The 15,404-nt window shown below is 53.3% G+C and carries 18 protein-coding genes; 9 read left to right on the top strand and 9 right to left on the bottom strand.

The annotated features are described in order from the left end of the window. Window positions 1–9: 9 nt before the first annotated feature. The 8 genes from B5F76_RS07595 to B5F76_RS07560 form a co-directional block, all read right to left on the bottom strand. The gene (locus B5F76_RS07595; RefSeq protein WP_087352937.1) at window positions 10–771 is read right to left on the bottom strand and encodes a hypothetical protein; all 762 of its coding nucleotides are present in this window, start codon (window positions 769–771) and stop codon (window positions 10–12) included. Between the two features lie 76 nt (window positions 772–847). After that, the gene (locus B5F76_RS07590; protein WP_087352935.1) at window positions 848–1,069 is read right to left on the bottom strand and encodes a hypothetical protein; all 222 of its coding nucleotides are present in this window, start codon (window positions 1,067–1,069) and stop codon (window positions 848–850) included. Window positions 1,070–1,081: 12 nt separating this feature from the next. Further along, window positions 1,082–1,471 carry a hypothetical protein gene (locus B5F76_RS07585; protein ID WP_087352933.1) on the bottom strand — a complete coding sequence of 130 codons (390 nt, stop codon included), beginning with the start codon at window positions 1,469–1,471 and terminating at the stop codon, window positions 1,082–1,084. Between the two features lie 329 nt (window positions 1,472–1,800). Next, entirely contained in the window at window positions 1,801–1,986 is a 186-nt protein-coding gene (locus tag B5F76_RS07580) for a hypothetical protein (protein ID WP_087352931.1), read from the bottom strand. A gap of 321 nt (window positions 1,987–2,307) precedes the next feature. Further along, the gene (locus B5F76_RS07575; RefSeq protein WP_087352929.1) at window positions 2,308–2,694 is read right to left on the bottom strand and encodes a hypothetical protein; all 387 of its coding nucleotides are present in this window, start codon (window positions 2,692–2,694) and stop codon (window positions 2,308–2,310) included. A 220-nt stretch (window positions 2,695–2,914) separates the two neighbouring features. Then, window positions 2,915–3,556 (bottom strand): hypothetical protein, encoded by a 642-nt coding sequence (locus B5F76_RS07570; protein ID WP_087352928.1) that lies wholly within the window; start codon window positions 3,554–3,556, stop codon window positions 2,915–2,917. Next, window positions 3,546–3,815: a hypothetical protein gene (locus tag B5F76_RS07565; protein ID WP_087352926.1), complete on the bottom strand. Its 270-nt coding sequence runs from the start codon at window positions 3,813–3,815 to the stop codon at window positions 3,546–3,548. The genes B5F76_RS07570 and B5F76_RS07565 overlap by 11 nt, the downstream gene beginning before the upstream one ends. Before the next feature lie 40 nt (window positions 3,816–3,855). Then, window positions 3,856–4,413: a 3'-5' exonuclease gene (locus B5F76_RS07560; protein ID WP_162608752.1), complete on the bottom strand. Its 558-nt coding sequence runs from the start codon at window positions 4,411–4,413 to the stop codon at window positions 3,856–3,858. Window positions 4,414–4,511: 98 nt separating this feature from the next. Here B5F76_RS07560 and B5F76_RS07555 point away from each other — a divergent pair, with 98 nt between their 5' ends. Both B5F76_RS07555 and B5F76_RS07550 read left to right on the top strand, forming a co-directional pair. Beyond that, window positions 4,512–5,048 (top strand): glycoside hydrolase family 108 protein, encoded by a 537-nt coding sequence (locus tag B5F76_RS07555; RefSeq protein ID WP_087352922.1) that lies wholly within the window; start codon window positions 4,512–4,514, stop codon window positions 5,046–5,048. 264 nt (window positions 5,049–5,312) lie between these two features. Then, entirely contained in the window at window positions 5,313–6,458 is a 1,146-nt protein-coding gene (locus B5F76_RS07550) for a tyrosine-type recombinase/integrase (protein ID WP_162608751.1), read from the top strand. Window positions 6,459–6,513: 55 nt separating this feature from the next. Here B5F76_RS07550 and B5F76_RS07545 read toward each other — a convergent pair whose 3' ends face one another. Next, the gene (locus tag B5F76_RS07545) at window positions 6,514–7,113 is read right to left on the bottom strand and encodes a hypothetical protein (RefSeq protein WP_087352918.1); all 600 of its coding nucleotides are present in this window, start codon (window positions 7,111–7,113) and stop codon (window positions 6,514–6,516) included. Window positions 7,114–8,060: 947 nt separating this feature from the next. Between B5F76_RS07545 and B5F76_RS07540 the strand changes: the two genes are divergently transcribed. The 7 genes from B5F76_RS07540 to pilO2 all read left to right on the top strand — a co-directional run bounded on the left by B5F76_RS07540 (window position 8,061) and on the right by pilO2 (window position 15,400). Next, window positions 8,061–8,522: a DotD/TraH family lipoprotein gene (locus tag B5F76_RS07540; RefSeq protein WP_239406996.1), complete on the top strand. Its 462-nt coding sequence runs from the start codon at window positions 8,061–8,063 to the stop codon at window positions 8,520–8,522. Window positions 8,523–8,570: 48 nt separating this feature from the next. Next, window positions 8,571–9,608, top strand: coding sequence for a type IV secretory system conjugative DNA transfer family protein (locus tag B5F76_RS07535; RefSeq protein WP_087352914.1), 1,038 nt, complete (start codon window positions 8,571–8,573; stop codon window positions 9,606–9,608). Window positions 9,609–9,619: 11 nt separating this feature from the next. Next, window positions 9,620–10,864, top strand: a complete 1,245-nt coding sequence (locus B5F76_RS07530) for a type IV pilus twitching motility protein PilT (RefSeq protein ID WP_087352912.1) — start codon at window positions 9,620–9,622, stop codon at window positions 10,862–10,864. Between the two features lie 65 nt (window positions 10,865–10,929). Further along, entirely contained in the window at window positions 10,930–11,178 is a 249-nt protein-coding gene (gene icmT / locus B5F76_RS07525; protein ID WP_087352909.1) for an IcmT/TraK family protein, read from the top strand. Window positions 11,179–11,188: 10 nt separating this feature from the next. Further along, window positions 11,189–12,496, top strand: a complete 1,308-nt coding sequence (locus B5F76_RS07520) for a TcpQ domain-containing protein (protein ID WP_087352907.1) — start codon at window positions 11,189–11,191, stop codon at window positions 12,494–12,496. Next, window positions 12,496–14,106 (top strand): hypothetical protein, encoded by a 1,611-nt coding sequence (locus B5F76_RS07515; protein ID WP_087352905.1) that lies wholly within the window; start codon window positions 12,496–12,498, stop codon window positions 14,104–14,106. The genes B5F76_RS07520 and B5F76_RS07515 overlap by 1 nt, the downstream gene beginning before the upstream one ends. Then, window positions 14,099–15,400, top strand: a complete 1,302-nt coding sequence (gene pilO2 / locus B5F76_RS07510; RefSeq protein WP_087352903.1) for a type 4b pilus protein PilO2 — start codon at window positions 14,099–14,101, stop codon at window positions 15,398–15,400. The genes B5F76_RS07515 and pilO2 overlap by 8 nt, the downstream gene beginning before the upstream one ends. Window positions 15,401–15,404 lie beyond the last annotated feature (4 nt).

Here is a 15,404-nt window from a genome sequence, read left to right as displayed (position 1 = left end):
CTTATTTTTTTACTTCTCCAGAAGCAGAGCAATCTGCCTCTGACCTTCTGGTGTGACAATGATGCCGGGAAGGTATTTTATCTGACCATCACGGATAACGGGCTTTGCCATTGCCCCGTACCGGAGCAGGCCAGTCTTCCAGGCATCACCGCTGTAGACAGATTCTTTGTCAATAAGTCCGTTGTTCAGCAGAGTCTCAATAATAGATGACTCAGTAACAGGGGTTTGTACATATGTACTGGCAAACTTTGCGAACAGTGACAGCTCCATGTCACCGATAATCTTGCTTACTGCAGCCATAAGTGTATCCGATTTCTTATCGGAATGCAATTCATTGGTTTCTTTGCGCATGGTACTCTCCTTTGATTTTGCAGGATCCGACTTCTGCTGCATATCTTCAGGCAGAAGGACCTGCTCTTTACGCTGAGAGATTATCTTGTCCCTCATGGCCATAAGGTGCGGAACCACATGCTCACGCACATAGTCAGCACATTCAGGGCGATTTCTGACCTCAAGCCATTTGAGGAGCATGGCTACAGTCAGCGCTCTGTAGCTTTCGAACATACCGTTGTAGAACGGAACGTTGTTTGCGCACTCCTTCTTGATCATGGGTACCGACTTTGAGCGGCTTGGATAGTTTGTTGTGCGCCCCAGGAGTGCCGCGTCATATTCACAAACCCAGAAGATGTCCTTGCTGGAGTCGTACGTGATGCGAACCTTGGTGGTGTCGATGTTGAAAATGGGCAGGCAAACAAAGCGGGTGTTTTCCATCTTGCTTCTCCTTGGATAAAGCAAAAGGGGACCGGCCATGGATGGTCGATCCCCTAATTATGATGTAGTTGGTTGCTTAATTGTTTTTCTCTGGTTGTGTAACCAGATATTTTAGTGACGCGTAATTGCGCTGCACTGTTTCTGTAATCTTGTAGACTTCTTTTAGCTGGTCAGATGTCAGCCCAATAACTCTCGAAAGCTGCTCAATATTTATCATCGGCTCACCATTGATGAACTTGATGTTTACTGTGTTACGCCCATCAGATAACCGTAATTCAACGGGCTTAAGATTTTCCAACTACTACCTCCTTTATAGTACGGCGAATTTCGTACAACCAATAACAATTCCACGTTCATCCCTGACTACCCCAGCGGGAATAAGAAGATCGTCTGTTTCTCTTCCAGATTTAGCCGCTGCAGTAGCAGTTATGGCAGAAACAATGAACATAGTGTTCTCTCTTTTTTCTGGAAGCCCCACAGGTTCCCCATACTCCATTTTTGTAAGAGGAACAAATCTCTTCCCGATTTTTATCGCACCATGGTCTTCTTCTCCGAGACGTACTCTGGACAATCCAGAGCTGGGAATACTGACAAATCCCCTCGCGCTTTTGTTTTTTAGAACAAGCCTGCCACCAACTTCTTCGCAGGCACCTCTTTCATACAAAACAACAGCGTGAGGAGTAAGGTTTACCAAATCCATACTAGCCTCCATCGCTAAACGTCATTTTTGTACATCCTTATAACAAAAATGGGCACTAAAAATTTAATACTGCAAAACAGCATGGTTGGCAAGAGCTAAAAAAGAACCGTATACCTGATAGGGTATAATAACAGGGGATACAGGGAGTTTTATACCCAATAAGGTATAATTTTGCATAACGAGTTTTCGCCAGTTATTGGCGTAAAACAACATTTACTGGAGAAAAATTAGTACTTGACATGGTGGGCTAAAATAATAAAGATAAGGGGGAGCAGTTATCTTAACAGATAACTGCTCCCGTCGAGTTGATTATTTAATTGAGGGAGGCGCTATCTCCAGTAGCGCCTCCTTTCTGGTAAGAGACACCCGGCTACTGCCGGGTCGAAGGTCTGCCCATAGACTTTCGTCTTGGGCTTGGACCATTTTTGTGCCTGCTTCTCGGCCTTGTAGCCGGAAGCATCAGGACGCTGTTCTGGTGGCAACGACTTCTCTTCAGAAAGATAGATCTTAGCCATTTGTAGTACCTCCACGGTTCTTCCTGATGTACGAACACACATCAGGAGTTTTTTCCATCTCGCATTTACGGGACGGAAATTTTACATTATTGAATTCTCCCGCCAAGTTATGGCGGACTGTCGGGACAACCCTTGAGCTGCCCCAATATTCCATTTTCTTGACATCCATAGGTGTTCTCCTTTTTAGTTATTTAACGGGAATTGGCCGAGGGAAAGGCCAGAATAACATGGTAATCACCTCCTTACGGTGAATAGAGAAAGCTTGCCAATTCACAGAGTGCGTTGGCAGGTAGGGACATGGGCATGGAGTTCAAGGTGTGGCTAGATAGCCTTAATCTCCTTGAACTCTCTCTTTGCCTGCTTGATCCCGCGAACAATTGCGGGAACCAAGCGGAAGAGGTTGATTCGTCCGGCGGCCTCGCCAGTGACCATCATTGTGAGGTCGTCGTATGCAATGACTTCAACAAGGGATTTGTACGCATCACCCTCTCCAAGAGTGATGTTCTGGGAGGACGGGACAGAGAGGAGTTGTTTGGCGGCCTCTTCTGCCAAATCATGGATAAGCTTTGGATTCTTTATGAGCTTTCGAATAAGGCTGATAATGCCTATTAAACTGAGGCGCTGTACATCGACGCTTCTCCACTCAATATCGCCAGCAGTGCTAATACGTACTTCATACAGACCACGGATGACTTCTACTCTTTCCATAATAAACCTCACAGAATACCCAGAGCATTTCCTCATGCCTGGGGTTTTTCATTTATAGAAAAACGAAGGGAATACTTACATTTCTCCCTTCATAACCTTATAACAAAAACGACCCCTGAAAATCTAATTTTTCAGGGTAACAAAAAGGCGAGGTTTCTACGCCCCGCCAACCAGACTGTTTTTCAATTATATCATTTAAGCAGTCAATTATATCATTTGTCTAGCTAATGATTGCATTGATTATTTCTGTATACTCCATGCCAACATCCTCGCCAGTTTCAAACTTTATCATGGCAGGGAGTATGCGATGGAGGTTCTTTGTTATACTGATCTTCTGTGTTGGGTGTACATCGAGCCACTTGCAGACAAACTTGATGTACTGTTCTCGATTACCTTCAGCAAAGCGATGAATCATGTCTTTGATGGTCTTGATGCCGTGCTTCTTCTCGTAGTTTTTTAGAATTATAGCCCCGGCACGAACAGAGAATGCTGGATGTGAAAATATAACATGATTATGTTTATCAACACCAATTGTACCTTTGAACTTTTCTCCGCCGAAATAACGGATGTTAAGAAGGTTCCGATTCGCTCTGGCCAGCGTTTTGGGAGCGAACTCATCGTCACCAACGTTGAACACCATCTCCACTTTCTTGCTGGCAGGAGCGACATTCGCCAATTGTTCACGCAGTTTGGAGTTTTCTTCCATCAGCGTGATGCATCTCGTATAGTAGATGTCCACCTTGTCTCTTGACACATATGAAACAAATAATCCGTAGCACCCAACGATGAAGGAGAGAGCCACGAGTATGAACATGTATATCAGTGTGGACAGACCGACCTGGTAAGTCCTTTTAATTGCCATAGTATTCCTCCAGAGGGATGTATCCCGTATGCCCATCGAAGTTATCAACGAACACACATTCGACGTTTATGTGTTTCAGCACTTTGTGAGCTAACCGCTTCTCTTGCTCCTCGGCTGCCAGAGCCATATTCTTGGCATCGGCCTCGGCCTGAACCATGCAGGCATCGTAGGTTTCGAAGCCATCACCGACGGCCTCAAATATTTCACCATTGACAAAACTCAGTGTGGCCACGGCCACGTACGCAGCGATAGTCGCCATTTCTTTACTCCTTTTGACATGTTGTCAGAAAATAATGAGATTACCTGATGTGCTCGTTGATAAACCTTTGGAGCACACGTGCCTCATAGACCGCATCATGCACAGATCGATGCGGTCTTTCGTTCTTGATACCAGAGCCCAGGCTCACACCTGGCAGCAGCGCCCCAAGGCTTCGTATGGACGCCACCCTGCGAAAATTGAATGGGTTTTCTACGACTTTAACCTGGTCGTAGTAGTACCCCAATATGGACATATCGAATTCCGGGCCATTACCCCAGAACCATATGTCCTGGTCTTTGGAGCTGTCGAAAATCCAGGCGTTGAATTTCTCCAGCGCCTCTTTCGGGGAAAGACCGTTCTTTTTACAATCCCTGAGAACTTCTCCATATACAATAGGGAAGTTCTTAATCCACCAGCTTCTGGTCTCCACGGTGATCCTGGCTGGCAACCTTGTGGAGAGCTCTTTGTCTATGGACACACTGAACGTATCTGTGATGTCTTTAGTCTGACCATGGATAAATGACGCAGCACCAATCTCAAGAATTACACATCCCGGCTCTATACCGATGGTCTCTATATCAACAACAATATGTCGCATGAGACACCTCCTTACACTTTTCTCATACATATCCTTATAACATAAATTACCCCTAAAAATTTAATCATACTTATAGAGAAACATTTGGAGGTTTCTCTATGGCTGACCAAAGGGCATTTGATGTTGCACATGAGCATGTGTGCAAGTGGGAGGGCTACTGGTCCGATGATCCCGACGACACAGGCGGCGCTACCAAGTACGGTGTCTCTTTGAAATTTCTCAGGAGTACCAATACTGACATAAACGATGACGGCACTGTCGACAGGAATGATGTTCTCGCCGTCACACCAGAGATCCAGAAGGCCCTCTTCAAACACAACTTCTGGGATAACCTGGATTTGGATGATTGGCCCGCTCGTGTCGCTATCGTCTTCTATGACAGCTCTGTTAACGCTGGCGCCAAACAAAGCGTTAAACTTCTTCAAAGGGCGCTTAATGTTTCTGATGATGGTTTGTATGGACCAGAGACCAAGGCTGCGCTTATGAGTTGTGATGATTTGGCCACAGCATTGAGGCTTTGCGATGAGCGTGACAAGTTCTATCGTAGCATCGCAAAGAACGGGAATAACGCCAAATTTCTCAAAGGCTGGCTTAATCGTGTTGATGCGTGCAGAAGTGTCGTTAAGGGTTTTTAGGAACACACGCTACACGAAATTTCATCAGGCTGGTATGGACTACCCTGTGTATGGAGGTAAACATGCCAGTATTGATAACTACAAAAGAGGCAATAGAACTGACAGGTATACCAGCGAGCAAGTTTGCTGCTGTTATGCGTCAGAATGACGTTGTTCCTGTTGATTTTGGTAGAGGTAGGGGTAACGGTTTGCGTTGGGTGCGCGAAGATGTTATGCGTGCACTTGTCTGCGGACTTCTCGGTCGGACCCCAAAAGGAGCTGACCATGGCTGTTCGTAAGAAGCGCGATGGTTATGAGGTATACTATCGCGATCCTGTTACCGGCAAGCAGCGCAGCCGGTTTTTCGAGACACAAAAAGACGCGGAGAAGGAGGATCGTCGCGTCAAATACATGCTCGAATTTGAGCGTGAGAAAATCATAGAGGAGGATGCAAAAAGAACACCAGTACCCAAACCAAAGCCCAAGCCGAAGCCCGAGCCCGAATCGAAGCCTGCCCTTGACCCTGACAGGTATCTGTTCAAGAATGTGGTCAAGACTTTTGAGGAATGGCGGGGCTACGCCCTGTTGTCAGATGAACGATACTCGGTAAAAAAGTTCTTGCACATGGATGTTCGCACAATAACAAGGCAGACATTCAGTAACTATTATCTGGAAAAGATACGCTTGGGTAATAAGCCACAGACCGTACAGAGACGAATAACGACTGTTCGAAGTATTCTTCGGCATGCTGTTAATATGGGCTATATTGACAGTATTCCAGATAACATAGACATACCAGCTTGTTCTTCCAAGGAATTCATACCCCCTACAGAAGACGAGCTGGAAAAGCTGTACAGTGTCGCACCACACCATGTACAGCGAGTGATTATTCTGGGCGCGTATTTTGGAATGAGAGTTGGCCCATGCGAAATGCTGTCTCTTGAATGGTCTGATATTGATATGGATACTTGGGTTATTAACTTACGGGCGGCGAAGAAAAATCACCGTGAACCTGTGCGTGCCATTCCAATCCCAGAAGCATTCAGGGACATTTTTATAGATTGGAAACATAGGGATTCAGTTTATAAGGAGTGTATTACCGTTGTTAATTACTATGGGCGGAAAATTATGCGGTTACAGAGATCCTGGAAGAGTACGCTGGTGAAAGCCGGTATTGATCGGGAGTTGCGTCCATATGATTTGCGGCACGCCTTTGCTACGAATGGACTCAGGAAAGGACTTGATGTAGGAACTCTAGCCAAGATTATGGGTCATGTTGACGCAACCATGATATTGCGCACTTATCAGCATGTGGAGTTGAAAGATAAGGCTAATGTAATGGAAAAAATGGCTAAAAACGCTCTTCGCTGTATGGACAATGCTTGTATGGACACGGGATCAGCCAGCAAGAGGAATAGCACAACTAATTGATATTGCGTGTTTTTTGTTACGCACAGCCTTGCCTTTCAAAAGCAGGATACGCATCTCACGCAAGTAGCGCGCACGCAGTGTTTTCTTGTACTTTTCCTTCGGCGCGTTCATCCTGCTCCTCTCCCTGGTCCTCTCTCGGCTCATCTCCCGGATAGATTGCCTGGGTTACGATAGTGCGCAAGGACTCCAGAGCGCCATTTCCTTTCAGAAATTCCGTACCCTTCGCATGTTCGAGGTGCAGGCCCCAGAGCACTGCGGCACAAAAAAGCCTGCTGTCCTGATGGTCATCGGGCCAGAGCCTGATTGCGACGTAGAGCACTTCCGGGCCCACTGTTTCAACGAAGAGGCAGAAGGCCTCGGGATCTGTAATGGTCCAGAAGGAGGAAAGTGCATAGAGCCTTTTCAGTTGTTCCTTGCGCCCTGCCCTTTCTTCGCAACTCATGGCAAGCACCCTGCCAAGGAGCACGCCTGCAAAAACTCCGCACAATTTTCTTCTTGTCAGGGAAAGGGGGCAGGAATCGAGCAGATCAAGACACAAGTCTATGTCCGCCGTGATGCCCAGAGTGTTGATCTTGTCTATCCATTCCGATTCGTGGGGTTCAAGCTCCGTTCCTGTTGGCAGGGAAACCGCCTGGGCACCCCAGGGTATGTCCATTGTCACCTGTATGTTCCTGTACTGTTGCCCGTTTCTCGTTGACGGCACCAGGAGCCAATCTGGCCAGCAATATGATCATCAACTGGCTTCAATTCTGCATCTTGTGGCACCGTTGCCGCAGGCCCCCGCATTCGGGGAAAGGTCCTCCCTGCAGTCCGTGATTCACTTATAAGCATGTCACCATTTATTGTCAACACCTGTTTTCTGAAATGCCAGAAAAATTTTTTTCAACATCCTTCGCACGACTTTTCCCAGGGGGACGCCTGCCAGTAGATTCCGGGTTCCGGTGCAGGGTGAGGATAGGCAACTCTCAAGACTCATGAGTAGCATTGCCTGTCACAACCATTCCTACCCTTGCCGACACAGGCTCGGACATGGATGCTTTCGGCATTGTCACAAGCGAGGACACGGCAGAGAAAATCGCCCTCTGCCATCCCTCGGTCTTTCCCGTGGCCCCCTTTCTTAATCATGCTACGCCGGACATCCATCCTTGTCGAACTTTTTTTGCATGGGGTGAGCCTCCTTGCCAGCTTCCCCTGACAGTCCTAGCCTTATGCGCTCCGCACAACCCGGACAGTACTGCAGACCACCCGAGACTTCCCTGTAGTGCCCAACCACAGGCCAAACCAGATTCCGGGCACAGGATTTGTAGCATGCTCTGTTTTATTTGCGGCATAACATTTTTTATGAGTCCTTGAAATTTTTCTTGTTGACATGTTTTTATTTCTGTCATAAAAGGAGTCCATCCGACGCTTCCCGGATGAGCCCGTTTCATGGGAAAGGGCACGGGGCGTCAACGAACAGGCAACGTTTTCAGAGAGTTGAAGCAGAGAACCATATCTTCCCTCCCGGATTTTCCGGACCCAACATCACCCAACACATCACATAGACAACACAACGACACAGGCCCCTTTGCCCTCGCCCTTCTCCTCCTGCTTCTCGTGGTCATGGCCCTTGGCGGGTGCGTGGCAAGGGAAAGCAACAGGACAAGCGGACAGGATCTTGTGGAGCGCTCCCTGAACGATTCCGCAAACGCCATCATGGCGGACCTTGCGCGTCTCACAGGCTCCTACCAGAACTATGCCGCACAATCTTCAACCGGGTCACTACGCACCGGGCCATTGCACACGCACATGGATCTGACCTACGAGGGCCCGCTTGCAGGTGCTCTCGAAAAGATCTGTGCGCGCATAGGATATCGTCTGGTGGAAAAAGGCAAACAACGCACGGCACCAATCCTTGTTCACGTGCGCGCAAAAGACACGGAAGTCCTGCAGATCCTGCGCCTTATTGGGCTGCAGACATCAGCAGGCGAGGAAGTGCGCGTCCTTGAGGACAAAAAGGTCATAGAGCTTGTCTGGCTTACACAGGACGAGATCCGGACAAGGCCAAGACAGGCAACGCCGTAGCAATACCACGGAATTACCCCCAGCAACATCACAAGAAAGGAGCAGCGCATGAGAAACGTATCATGTCGCAGGTCTTGCACTGTGCCCCTGTTCCCCTGCCTTTTGGCGCTCTTGATGCTTCTTTTGGTTGGGCTTTTCGCAGCGCCTTTCATCTCCTGCGCCCGAGCTGAGGGCCAGACTCTCCCTGTACCCAGCCTTGCGTCCGATGTGGAGGACTTTGTGGCACCAGGCTACCCCCTCTACGGAAGCGACAGGCCCTACGCGGGCTTTGGGACAATGCCAAACGCACCCCTCGTCTTCGGAGGACCTGGCAATGCGACAGGGCAAGCCCCGCAAGGCGCCAGCGCCCTTAAGGACAGTGAGGGTGAACGCCTTCTTGAGAATTTGAAGAGCCGCAGGGCAGGTGACAGAAAGGCAGAGGCCAGGGAACGGGCACGGGACATACGTGACAAGGCTCTGAAGCAGGCAGCCGGAACCATGGCCTTTCAAAAGGCCGTGCGTCATGGCTATGGCCTCTTGCGCGAGACTTGCGAAAAAAGGGCCCTCATCTTTGACCGCATTTTCAACTTCCGCCAGCTTTTGCTTGAGGGCCGGGTGCTTCCGCCAGTCATACGCTGGATGGGACCTGCCACGAGCCTGAAATCTGGCGACAATGCCCAAAGCGTCGAGGCCACCTACCGCATAGAGAGCCCTGCCCGCATCGTGAGCCGGGCACCTACCTGGCGAGACTACCTTGTGACGGACTTTGCGGCACTGGAGCCTCACCAGGGGTATCTGCCAGAAAACGGGCACGAGGAGGACATCTGGAAGGAGGGCGTAGACCTTGGCTGGAAAGAGGGACTTGAGCAGGCAAGGCAGCTTTTCGAGCTCAACATGGCCCGCCTTGTGGCGGACTACCGGGGCATGCTGCGCTTTCACCTGCTTGCGCAAAGGGGCATGGTGAGCATGCCGCGCCTCTCCGAGGGAAAGCTTGGGCTTAAAGTGGGCAAGCGCACCCTTGCCATAAACGAGACAGTCTTTCGCATCACCGTTCCGGCAGGCTTTCTTCCCCAAAAGGCCTGGCTGGACAACAGGGCACTGCCCTAAGGGAGGAAAACATGACCCTTGTGCCTGCAAGAAACGGAAGCCTCTGCCTTGTGGAAAGCTCCCAGGGCTCCATGGACTCCCGGGGCTCTCAAGGCCTCACAAGGCCCGGAAATTTCCCAAAATCCCTGCGCTTTCCGGAGACCCTGGTTCACGAGATAGGCCAGGAGCAGCTCGAAAGACTGCTTTTGTGGTGTGTCGAGATGCGTGCCTCGGACATAGTCTTCTGCCCCGGGGACCCTGTCTGGCTGCAACGGGACGGCGTGTGGTTTCCTGTCACGGACACACCTCTCAATGACGCGGAGATCCAGGCAATCGTGAACACAACCTCCGGCCAGTCCAACCGGGCGGGCCTTGTGAAGACAGGGCACAGCATAGACTACGCCGCAACAGTGCTCATTCCCGGACAAAGGGTGCTTCGCCAGCGCTTTCGCGTGAACGCCACAAGCTCCAACAAGGGCCTCTACGTTGTCATGCGAGTCCTGCCGGGAAGCATTCCAAGGCTCGACGACATGGAGGGCCTGACCTCTGCCCAGAAGGAAGCGCTCTTTCCAGAGGCTGGCCTTGTGGTTGTCTCTGGCGTCATGGGCTCGGGCAAGTCCACCCTGCTTGCAGCCATACTGCACGAGGCATCTCTCAAGTCCGGGCGCCAGATTCTCACCCTGGAGGACCCCATAGAATTCGACTTCTCGCAGCTGCCCATAGAGGAGCGCGCAGCACCCATCACCCAGTCTGCCGTGCACATTGACGTGGAGGACTGGGCAAGCGGGGTGCGCACCCTGACCCGCAGGAAGGGCGAGATAGCCATGGTTGGCGAGTGCCGCGACAGGGAGACCATCAGCGCCTTGCTTACGACAGTGGAACAGGGTGTAGCCGCCTACACCACGGTGCACGCCCAGGACGTGCCCCAGACCATCACCCGCATGGTCAACGCCTTTCCCGAGGACGAGCGTGCAGGAGTGGCCTCGGTTCTCTGTGCCAATGTTCGCGTGCTCATACACCAGCGCCTGGTGCCCCGGGCGCCCAAGGCCATGGCACCGGGCACTCCCGGACGGGTGGCCTTGCGGGAGATCCTTGTTCTTGACAGGGAGCTTGGCAAAGGCCTCTGCACCCTGCCTTTGCAGGACCTTCTGCCAACTTTGAACCGCATGGTGCGCGAGCACGGGCAGAGCATGGAAGAGGACGCAGCAGCCAAGCTTCACGAGGGCCTGATTGGCAGGGAAACCTTCGCCATGGTCTGCGGCAAAATGCCCCGCTAACGAGCCCTGCCTGCAACAAAAACCCACCCCCTTGAAAACGTGCAACTGCAAGGAGTGCGCAAGACATGAACCAGGTCCTGTGGCGGGACAGCGCCCGCACAGTGCGCATAGCCTTTCTCGATGCCAGGGCTCTTTCCGGATTTTTCGTTTGGATGCTGCACATGTGCTGGCCCACGTTCTGGATATCCCTGCTCATCATAGCCCTTTTCCTTCTCCTTGAGCGCTGGGGCCTGAGCCTTCCCTCTGCCCTTGGCCTTGCAAGGACCTCCTTTTTCGACAGCTTTCGCGCGCACGGTCGTCACCTGCGTGCCTGAAGGAGCATACATGCACCATGTACCGTGGCCCAAAGGCCCGCAAATTCCGGAAAAATGGCAAGGCTCTGCCCTGCTTTTCCTCCTGGTCGCAACTGTCCTTTTGTTCTGCGCTGGGCAAGCCCAGGCCTCCTACATGGAGCGCCTGGCAAGCCCTGTGCCCGGCCAAAGTGCTACTGCAGCCGCAACACCCGCCAATGTTAGCAGGCTTTCCCAGAGTCATCTGATTCACCTGAAGGGCCCGAAGGGAACTGCCCCAAGACTCCACTCCCTTGGAGAGGACCTTCCGCTTGCCCACGCGCTTGCGCTTTTGACCCCCAGAGGCTGGCTTGCCCTGGGCGCCCACGAGGCTCCCATGACAAGGGTGAGCTGGGTTGCCAAAACACCCTGGCTTGCGACTTTGGAGCGCATTGCCCAGGAAACCAACACCCTCATCATCCTGGACTGGGAGGAGAAGACCTTCACTGTGCAGCCCTACAGCGACGAGCTCTACGAAAAACTGACCTGCCGCAAGGTATCCGACGCAAGCTCGAAAGCCATGCCCGCATCGGTTTCTTCCCCGACTCCCGCAAGTCCAAAGCCTGCGAACAAGTCTTCCGCAAGCGCTCCCATGCCTTCCCAGGCTCAGGCCCATACGTATGACCGGCCTGACCTCATAGTCTCCCACTACGCAGGTCCTGGCAGGGTCTACCTGGCAAGGGACATGAGTGTTGTGGAAGCCTCACGAGTGCTGGACACGAAGATAACGAGGCTCATGGCCTGGAACAACCTCAAGGACAAGAAGGCCGTACTCAGGAAGGGCACCCTCATCTGGCTCACAAAGCCAACGGTGTCAAAACAGTCAGCCAAATCGACAGCCACTGCAACCAATACACCTGTCAAGCCCCTAGCCAAACCAGAAGCCAAAACCAGGGCCGATGCCAGGCCAAAGACCCAGACTGCCTTAAGCCCCAAACCTGCGCCCAAAACTGACCAAAGCGTAACCCAGGCCCTCGCAAGGGCCCAGAGCAAGGCCAAAATCGTGGCTCAAAGCCAGGACAAGCCAAAAGCCCATACCGCAAGTTCTGTCCCGGCCCCCGCACCCACTTGGTCCATAGCTCCGGGTTCCCTGAAGGCCCAGGTAGGATCGTGGGCTTCCAGGGCAGGCTACCGCATGGTCTGGCAGGCGGACACGGATTTGCACATGGCAGCAGGCGCAACCTTCAATGGGAGCTTTGCCGAGGCAGTACGCGCCCTTTTCGAGGGCCTGCACGAGGCAGGTGCCCCCTACACGGCCCACATCTTCCACGGAAACAACGTCCTGCACATAGGGGATCGCTGATGAGACAAAAGCCACTTTTTCGCCTTTCCCGTACCCTTCCCCTTCTGCTCTTCGCCCTGCTTGCCATTCTGCCCAATCTTTTCGCCTGCGCCTCGCGTGACGTGCAGGCGCCCTCAAGGGAGCAGATCGAAGCGCACAGGGACGAGCTGAACGCACGAGCAAGGGCCCGCACCTTTACCGAAAGCTCTGCCCCCTATCTTCAGGGACGCCTGGTGAGCCTGGCCCACGATGTGCGCGACAGCGCCCTTTTGCAGACCAGGGTAACCCTCAAGCAAAAGGGAACCTTGGCTGAAATCGCTGCCTCCCTCTCGCGCCTTGCCCCGGTCTCTGCCCAGGTGGCAAGCCCGGAGGACATAGCTCTTCCCGCATCGCCCCAAGCCTCGCCCACCGTGCCAGGTTTTGAAGACATACTGCCGGACGATGCCGCAAGCCTGGCAAGCCTTGCACCATTGCCTTCCGGCTACCTCGACATAAGCTACACCGGCAGTCTTGCGGGCCTTCTCGATACCATAGCCTCCATGTCGGGCTACGGATGGGACTGGGAGGAAAAGCGCAGCCGCATCACCTTCTCTGCCATGCAGGTCAGAACCTTTGTGGTGGAAGCCCCTGTTGGCGAGGTCGGCTGGGAGAGCCAGGTCTCAAACAAGAGCCGCGAACAGCGCACAACGAACCTTGGCACGGGTTCCAGCATCAACACGACAGTCACTGGCGGCGACACATCCACCCAGACTGCCCAGACCAATACCACAAGGGCCCGCCTCGACGTGTGGAAGGACGTGGAAACAACTGTCCGCGGCCTGCTCTCCAAGGCAGGCACTGCCAGGGTAAATCCTGCCTCCGGCACCATCACGGTGCGCGACTCCTATGCCCGCCTTGAGGCTGTGCGCGCCTACATAGACGAGGTGAACGAGCGCCTCTCCCGCCAGATAGCCCTGTGCGTGCGGGTGTGGGCCCTTGAAGTGAACGATGCCTCATCCGCAGGCATAAATTTGCAGGCCCTCTTCTCCTCGCCGGACGTGGCAATCAGCGCAGGCACTGCCGCTGCCACCGCCTCTTCCCTTGCCTCGGTCTCGGTTTTGAAGGGGAGCCTCAAGGGCTCCTCTGCAGCGCTTGAGGCCATGAAGGAATGGGGCAACGCGACCCAGCTCACCTCTGCCTCCGGCCTTGTGACCAACAACCAGCCCTTTCCCGTGCAGGCTGTGCGCCGCCACGCCTACCTTGCCGGCATGACCATGAGCACGTCCGAGTACAGCCAGACCTCCGAAATCACCCCAGGCGAGGTCACCACAGGCTTTGCCATGACCATCATCCCGCACATCCTGCCGGACAGGCACGTGCTCTTGCAGTACAACATCACCCTCTCCTCTCTTGAGGACATGACCACCATCGAGCGGGACACCATATTGGTTCAGCTGCCCCAGGTCTCCACCAGGTCCTTCAGCCAGAGAACAAGGCTCAAGAGCGGCCAGACGCTTGTTCTGGCTGGCTTCGAGCAGGACACCGAACAGGCTGCGGAAAGCCTTGGATTGCTTAATGCAGGCAAGAGCAACGACGCGAGCAAGACCCTGCTTGTGGTGACCATCGAGCTTGAGGGGGCTGACAATGTCTGAACCAGTTTGCCTGCACGTGAACGATATCCCCATGGGCCTTGTCTGCAACCTGCTCTGGCAGGCGGACAGCCTTGCGGGAGGGGGCGACAAACTCTCCCGCCAGGCCATGGCAAGGTACGCAAGGCTCAAGGGCTGCGACAGTCTGGTACTTGCCAGGGAGCGCTTTGGCATATTGCAGCGTGCCGGCATGCGGCACGTATCAGTCGGAAACGGAACTCTGACTCCCGCACGGCGTGGAAAAAAACTTTCCCTGGCAGTGCTTGCGCAAAGGCATCTTGCAAAAGGCGTGGCAGTGCTTTGCCTTCCCACATCCGAAGGCCTGCTCTACTGGGTGTGGGCAGCCAGGGCCAATGTTCTTTCTGCCCGCGGCGATGTGCTCGTAAGCGCCAGGGGCAAGGCATTAAAGCTTGCCCAAAGCATTGCGGCAAGCCTTGGCCTCACTGGCCCTAGGGTCTTTGACGAGGACGAGAGTCTTGCCCTCTTGCGGGAGCTTGCAAGGGCAGCCATACGGGAAAAGGCTGGCGAAGCAGCCCTTTTGCCCCTTGAGCCCGTCTCGCTTGGGCGCATTGTCCTTGTGTCTCTCATGGGCCTTTTGGCTGCTGCCCTTCTCATAGGCGGCCAGACCATGTGGGAGTGGTGGGAGACAAGGGCGCGCACAACCCTGCTCTCTCAGACAAGGGAGGAGCTTGCCAAAAAGCGTGAGGACATCAAACGCAACCCCGAAAAATACTTCGACATCTCCTGGCAAAAAAGGCCGTCCGCTTCCTCCTTCGTGCTTGCCGTGGTCCCCGGGATGCTTGCCTATCCCCTGTCCGGCAACGGCTGGGTTTTGCAGGAGCTTGCGGGAACCGAAAAAGGCCTTTCTGCCCGCTGGAAGGCGCACTCTTCTGCCCTGCTGCTCTTTCCGCCAGGGGATGCTGTAAACGACGTGAAAAACCCGGGGGTAGCCACACAGACTCTTCCCCGCAGCCTTGCCCTGCCCAAAGGCTCCCTCACAAAGGAGGATCTTCTGGACGAGGGGACGGCAAGGCGCATTCTGGCAGAGCTTGCCACCCGCTTTGGGCTGAGACTTAAAGTCTCCTTCAAAAAGCCCGAGTCTCTCATGGTGGGCGAGACAAGGGTCGAGGCTCCCTGGGTCAAGGCCCGTGTACGGCTGCAGGCAATCCCGGACTATGTGGTGAGCGACTACCAGGCCCTTGCAGGGGCAGTGGCTCTGCGTGGCCTATACCTTCAAAGCATGGCCTGGGATGGCAGAAGCTGGAGCATGGAAGGAGAACTTGTAGTCAGACGCTGACAAG

Origin of the sequence: Desulfovibrio sp. An276, from assembly GCF_002159665.1 — a bacterium.
Lineage (GTDB): Bacteria > Desulfobacterota > Desulfovibrionia > Desulfovibrionales > Desulfovibrionaceae > Desulfovibrio > Desulfovibrio faecigallinarum.
The sequence above is the reverse complement of the archived record's forward strand: the minus strand, read 5'-3'. Positions and strand labels throughout refer to the sequence as shown.

Excerpts from the sequence above, each read along its gene's own strand:
- B5F76_RS07595 (WP_087352937.1), bottom strand. The coding sequence starts at position 771 with ATGGAAAACACCCGCTTTGTTTGCCTGCCCATTTTCAACATCGACACC.
- B5F76_RS07585 (WP_087352933.1), bottom strand. The coding sequence starts at position 1,471 with ATGGATTTGGTAAACCTTACTCCTCACGCTGTTGTTTTGTATGAAAGA.
- B5F76_RS07580 (WP_087352931.1), bottom strand. The coding sequence starts at position 1,986 with ATGGCTAAGATCTATCTTTCTGAAGAGAAGTCGTTGCCACCAGAACAG.
- B5F76_RS07575 (WP_087352929.1), bottom strand. The coding sequence starts at position 2,694 with ATGGAAAGAGTAGAAGTCATCCGTGGTCTGTATGAAGTACGTATTAGC.
- B5F76_RS07570 (WP_087352928.1), bottom strand. The coding sequence starts at position 3,556 with ATGGCAATTAAAAGGACTTACCAGGTCGGTCTGTCCACACTGATATAC.
- B5F76_RS07565 (WP_087352926.1), bottom strand. The coding sequence starts at position 3,815 with ATGGCGACTATCGCTGCGTACGTGGCCGTGGCCACACTGAGTTTTGTC.
- B5F76_RS07560 (WP_162608752.1), bottom strand. The coding sequence starts at position 4,413 with ATGCGACATATTGTTGTTGATATAGAGACCATCGGTATAGAGCCGGGA.
- B5F76_RS07555 (WP_087352922.1), top strand. The coding sequence starts at position 4,512 with ATGGCTGACCAAAGGGCATTTGATGTTGCACATGAGCATGTGTGCAAG.
- B5F76_RS07550 (WP_162608751.1), top strand. The coding sequence starts at position 5,313 with ATGGCTGTTCGTAAGAAGCGCGATGGTTATGAGGTATACTATCGCGAT.
- B5F76_RS07545 (WP_087352918.1), bottom strand. The coding sequence starts at position 7,113 with ATGGACATACCCTGGGGTGCCCAGGCGGTTTCCCTGCCAACAGGAACG.
- B5F76_RS07540 (WP_239406996.1), top strand. The coding sequence starts at position 8,061 with ATGGCCCTTGGCGGGTGCGTGGCAAGGGAAAGCAACAGGACAAGCGGA.
- B5F76_RS07535 (WP_087352914.1), top strand. The coding sequence starts at position 8,571 with ATGAGAAACGTATCATGTCGCAGGTCTTGCACTGTGCCCCTGTTCCCC.
- B5F76_RS07530 (WP_087352912.1), top strand. The coding sequence starts at position 9,620 with ATGACCCTTGTGCCTGCAAGAAACGGAAGCCTCTGCCTTGTGGAAAGC.
- icmT (WP_087352909.1), top strand. The coding sequence starts at position 10,930 with ATGAACCAGGTCCTGTGGCGGGACAGCGCCCGCACAGTGCGCATAGCC.
- B5F76_RS07520 (WP_087352907.1), top strand. The coding sequence starts at position 11,189 with ATGCACCATGTACCGTGGCCCAAAGGCCCGCAAATTCCGGAAAAATGG.
- B5F76_RS07515 (WP_087352905.1), top strand. The coding sequence starts at position 12,496 with ATGAGACAAAAGCCACTTTTTCGCCTTTCCCGTACCCTTCCCCTTCTG.
- pilO2 (WP_087352903.1), top strand. The coding sequence starts at position 14,099 with ATGTCTGAACCAGTTTGCCTGCACGTGAACGATATCCCCATGGGCCTT.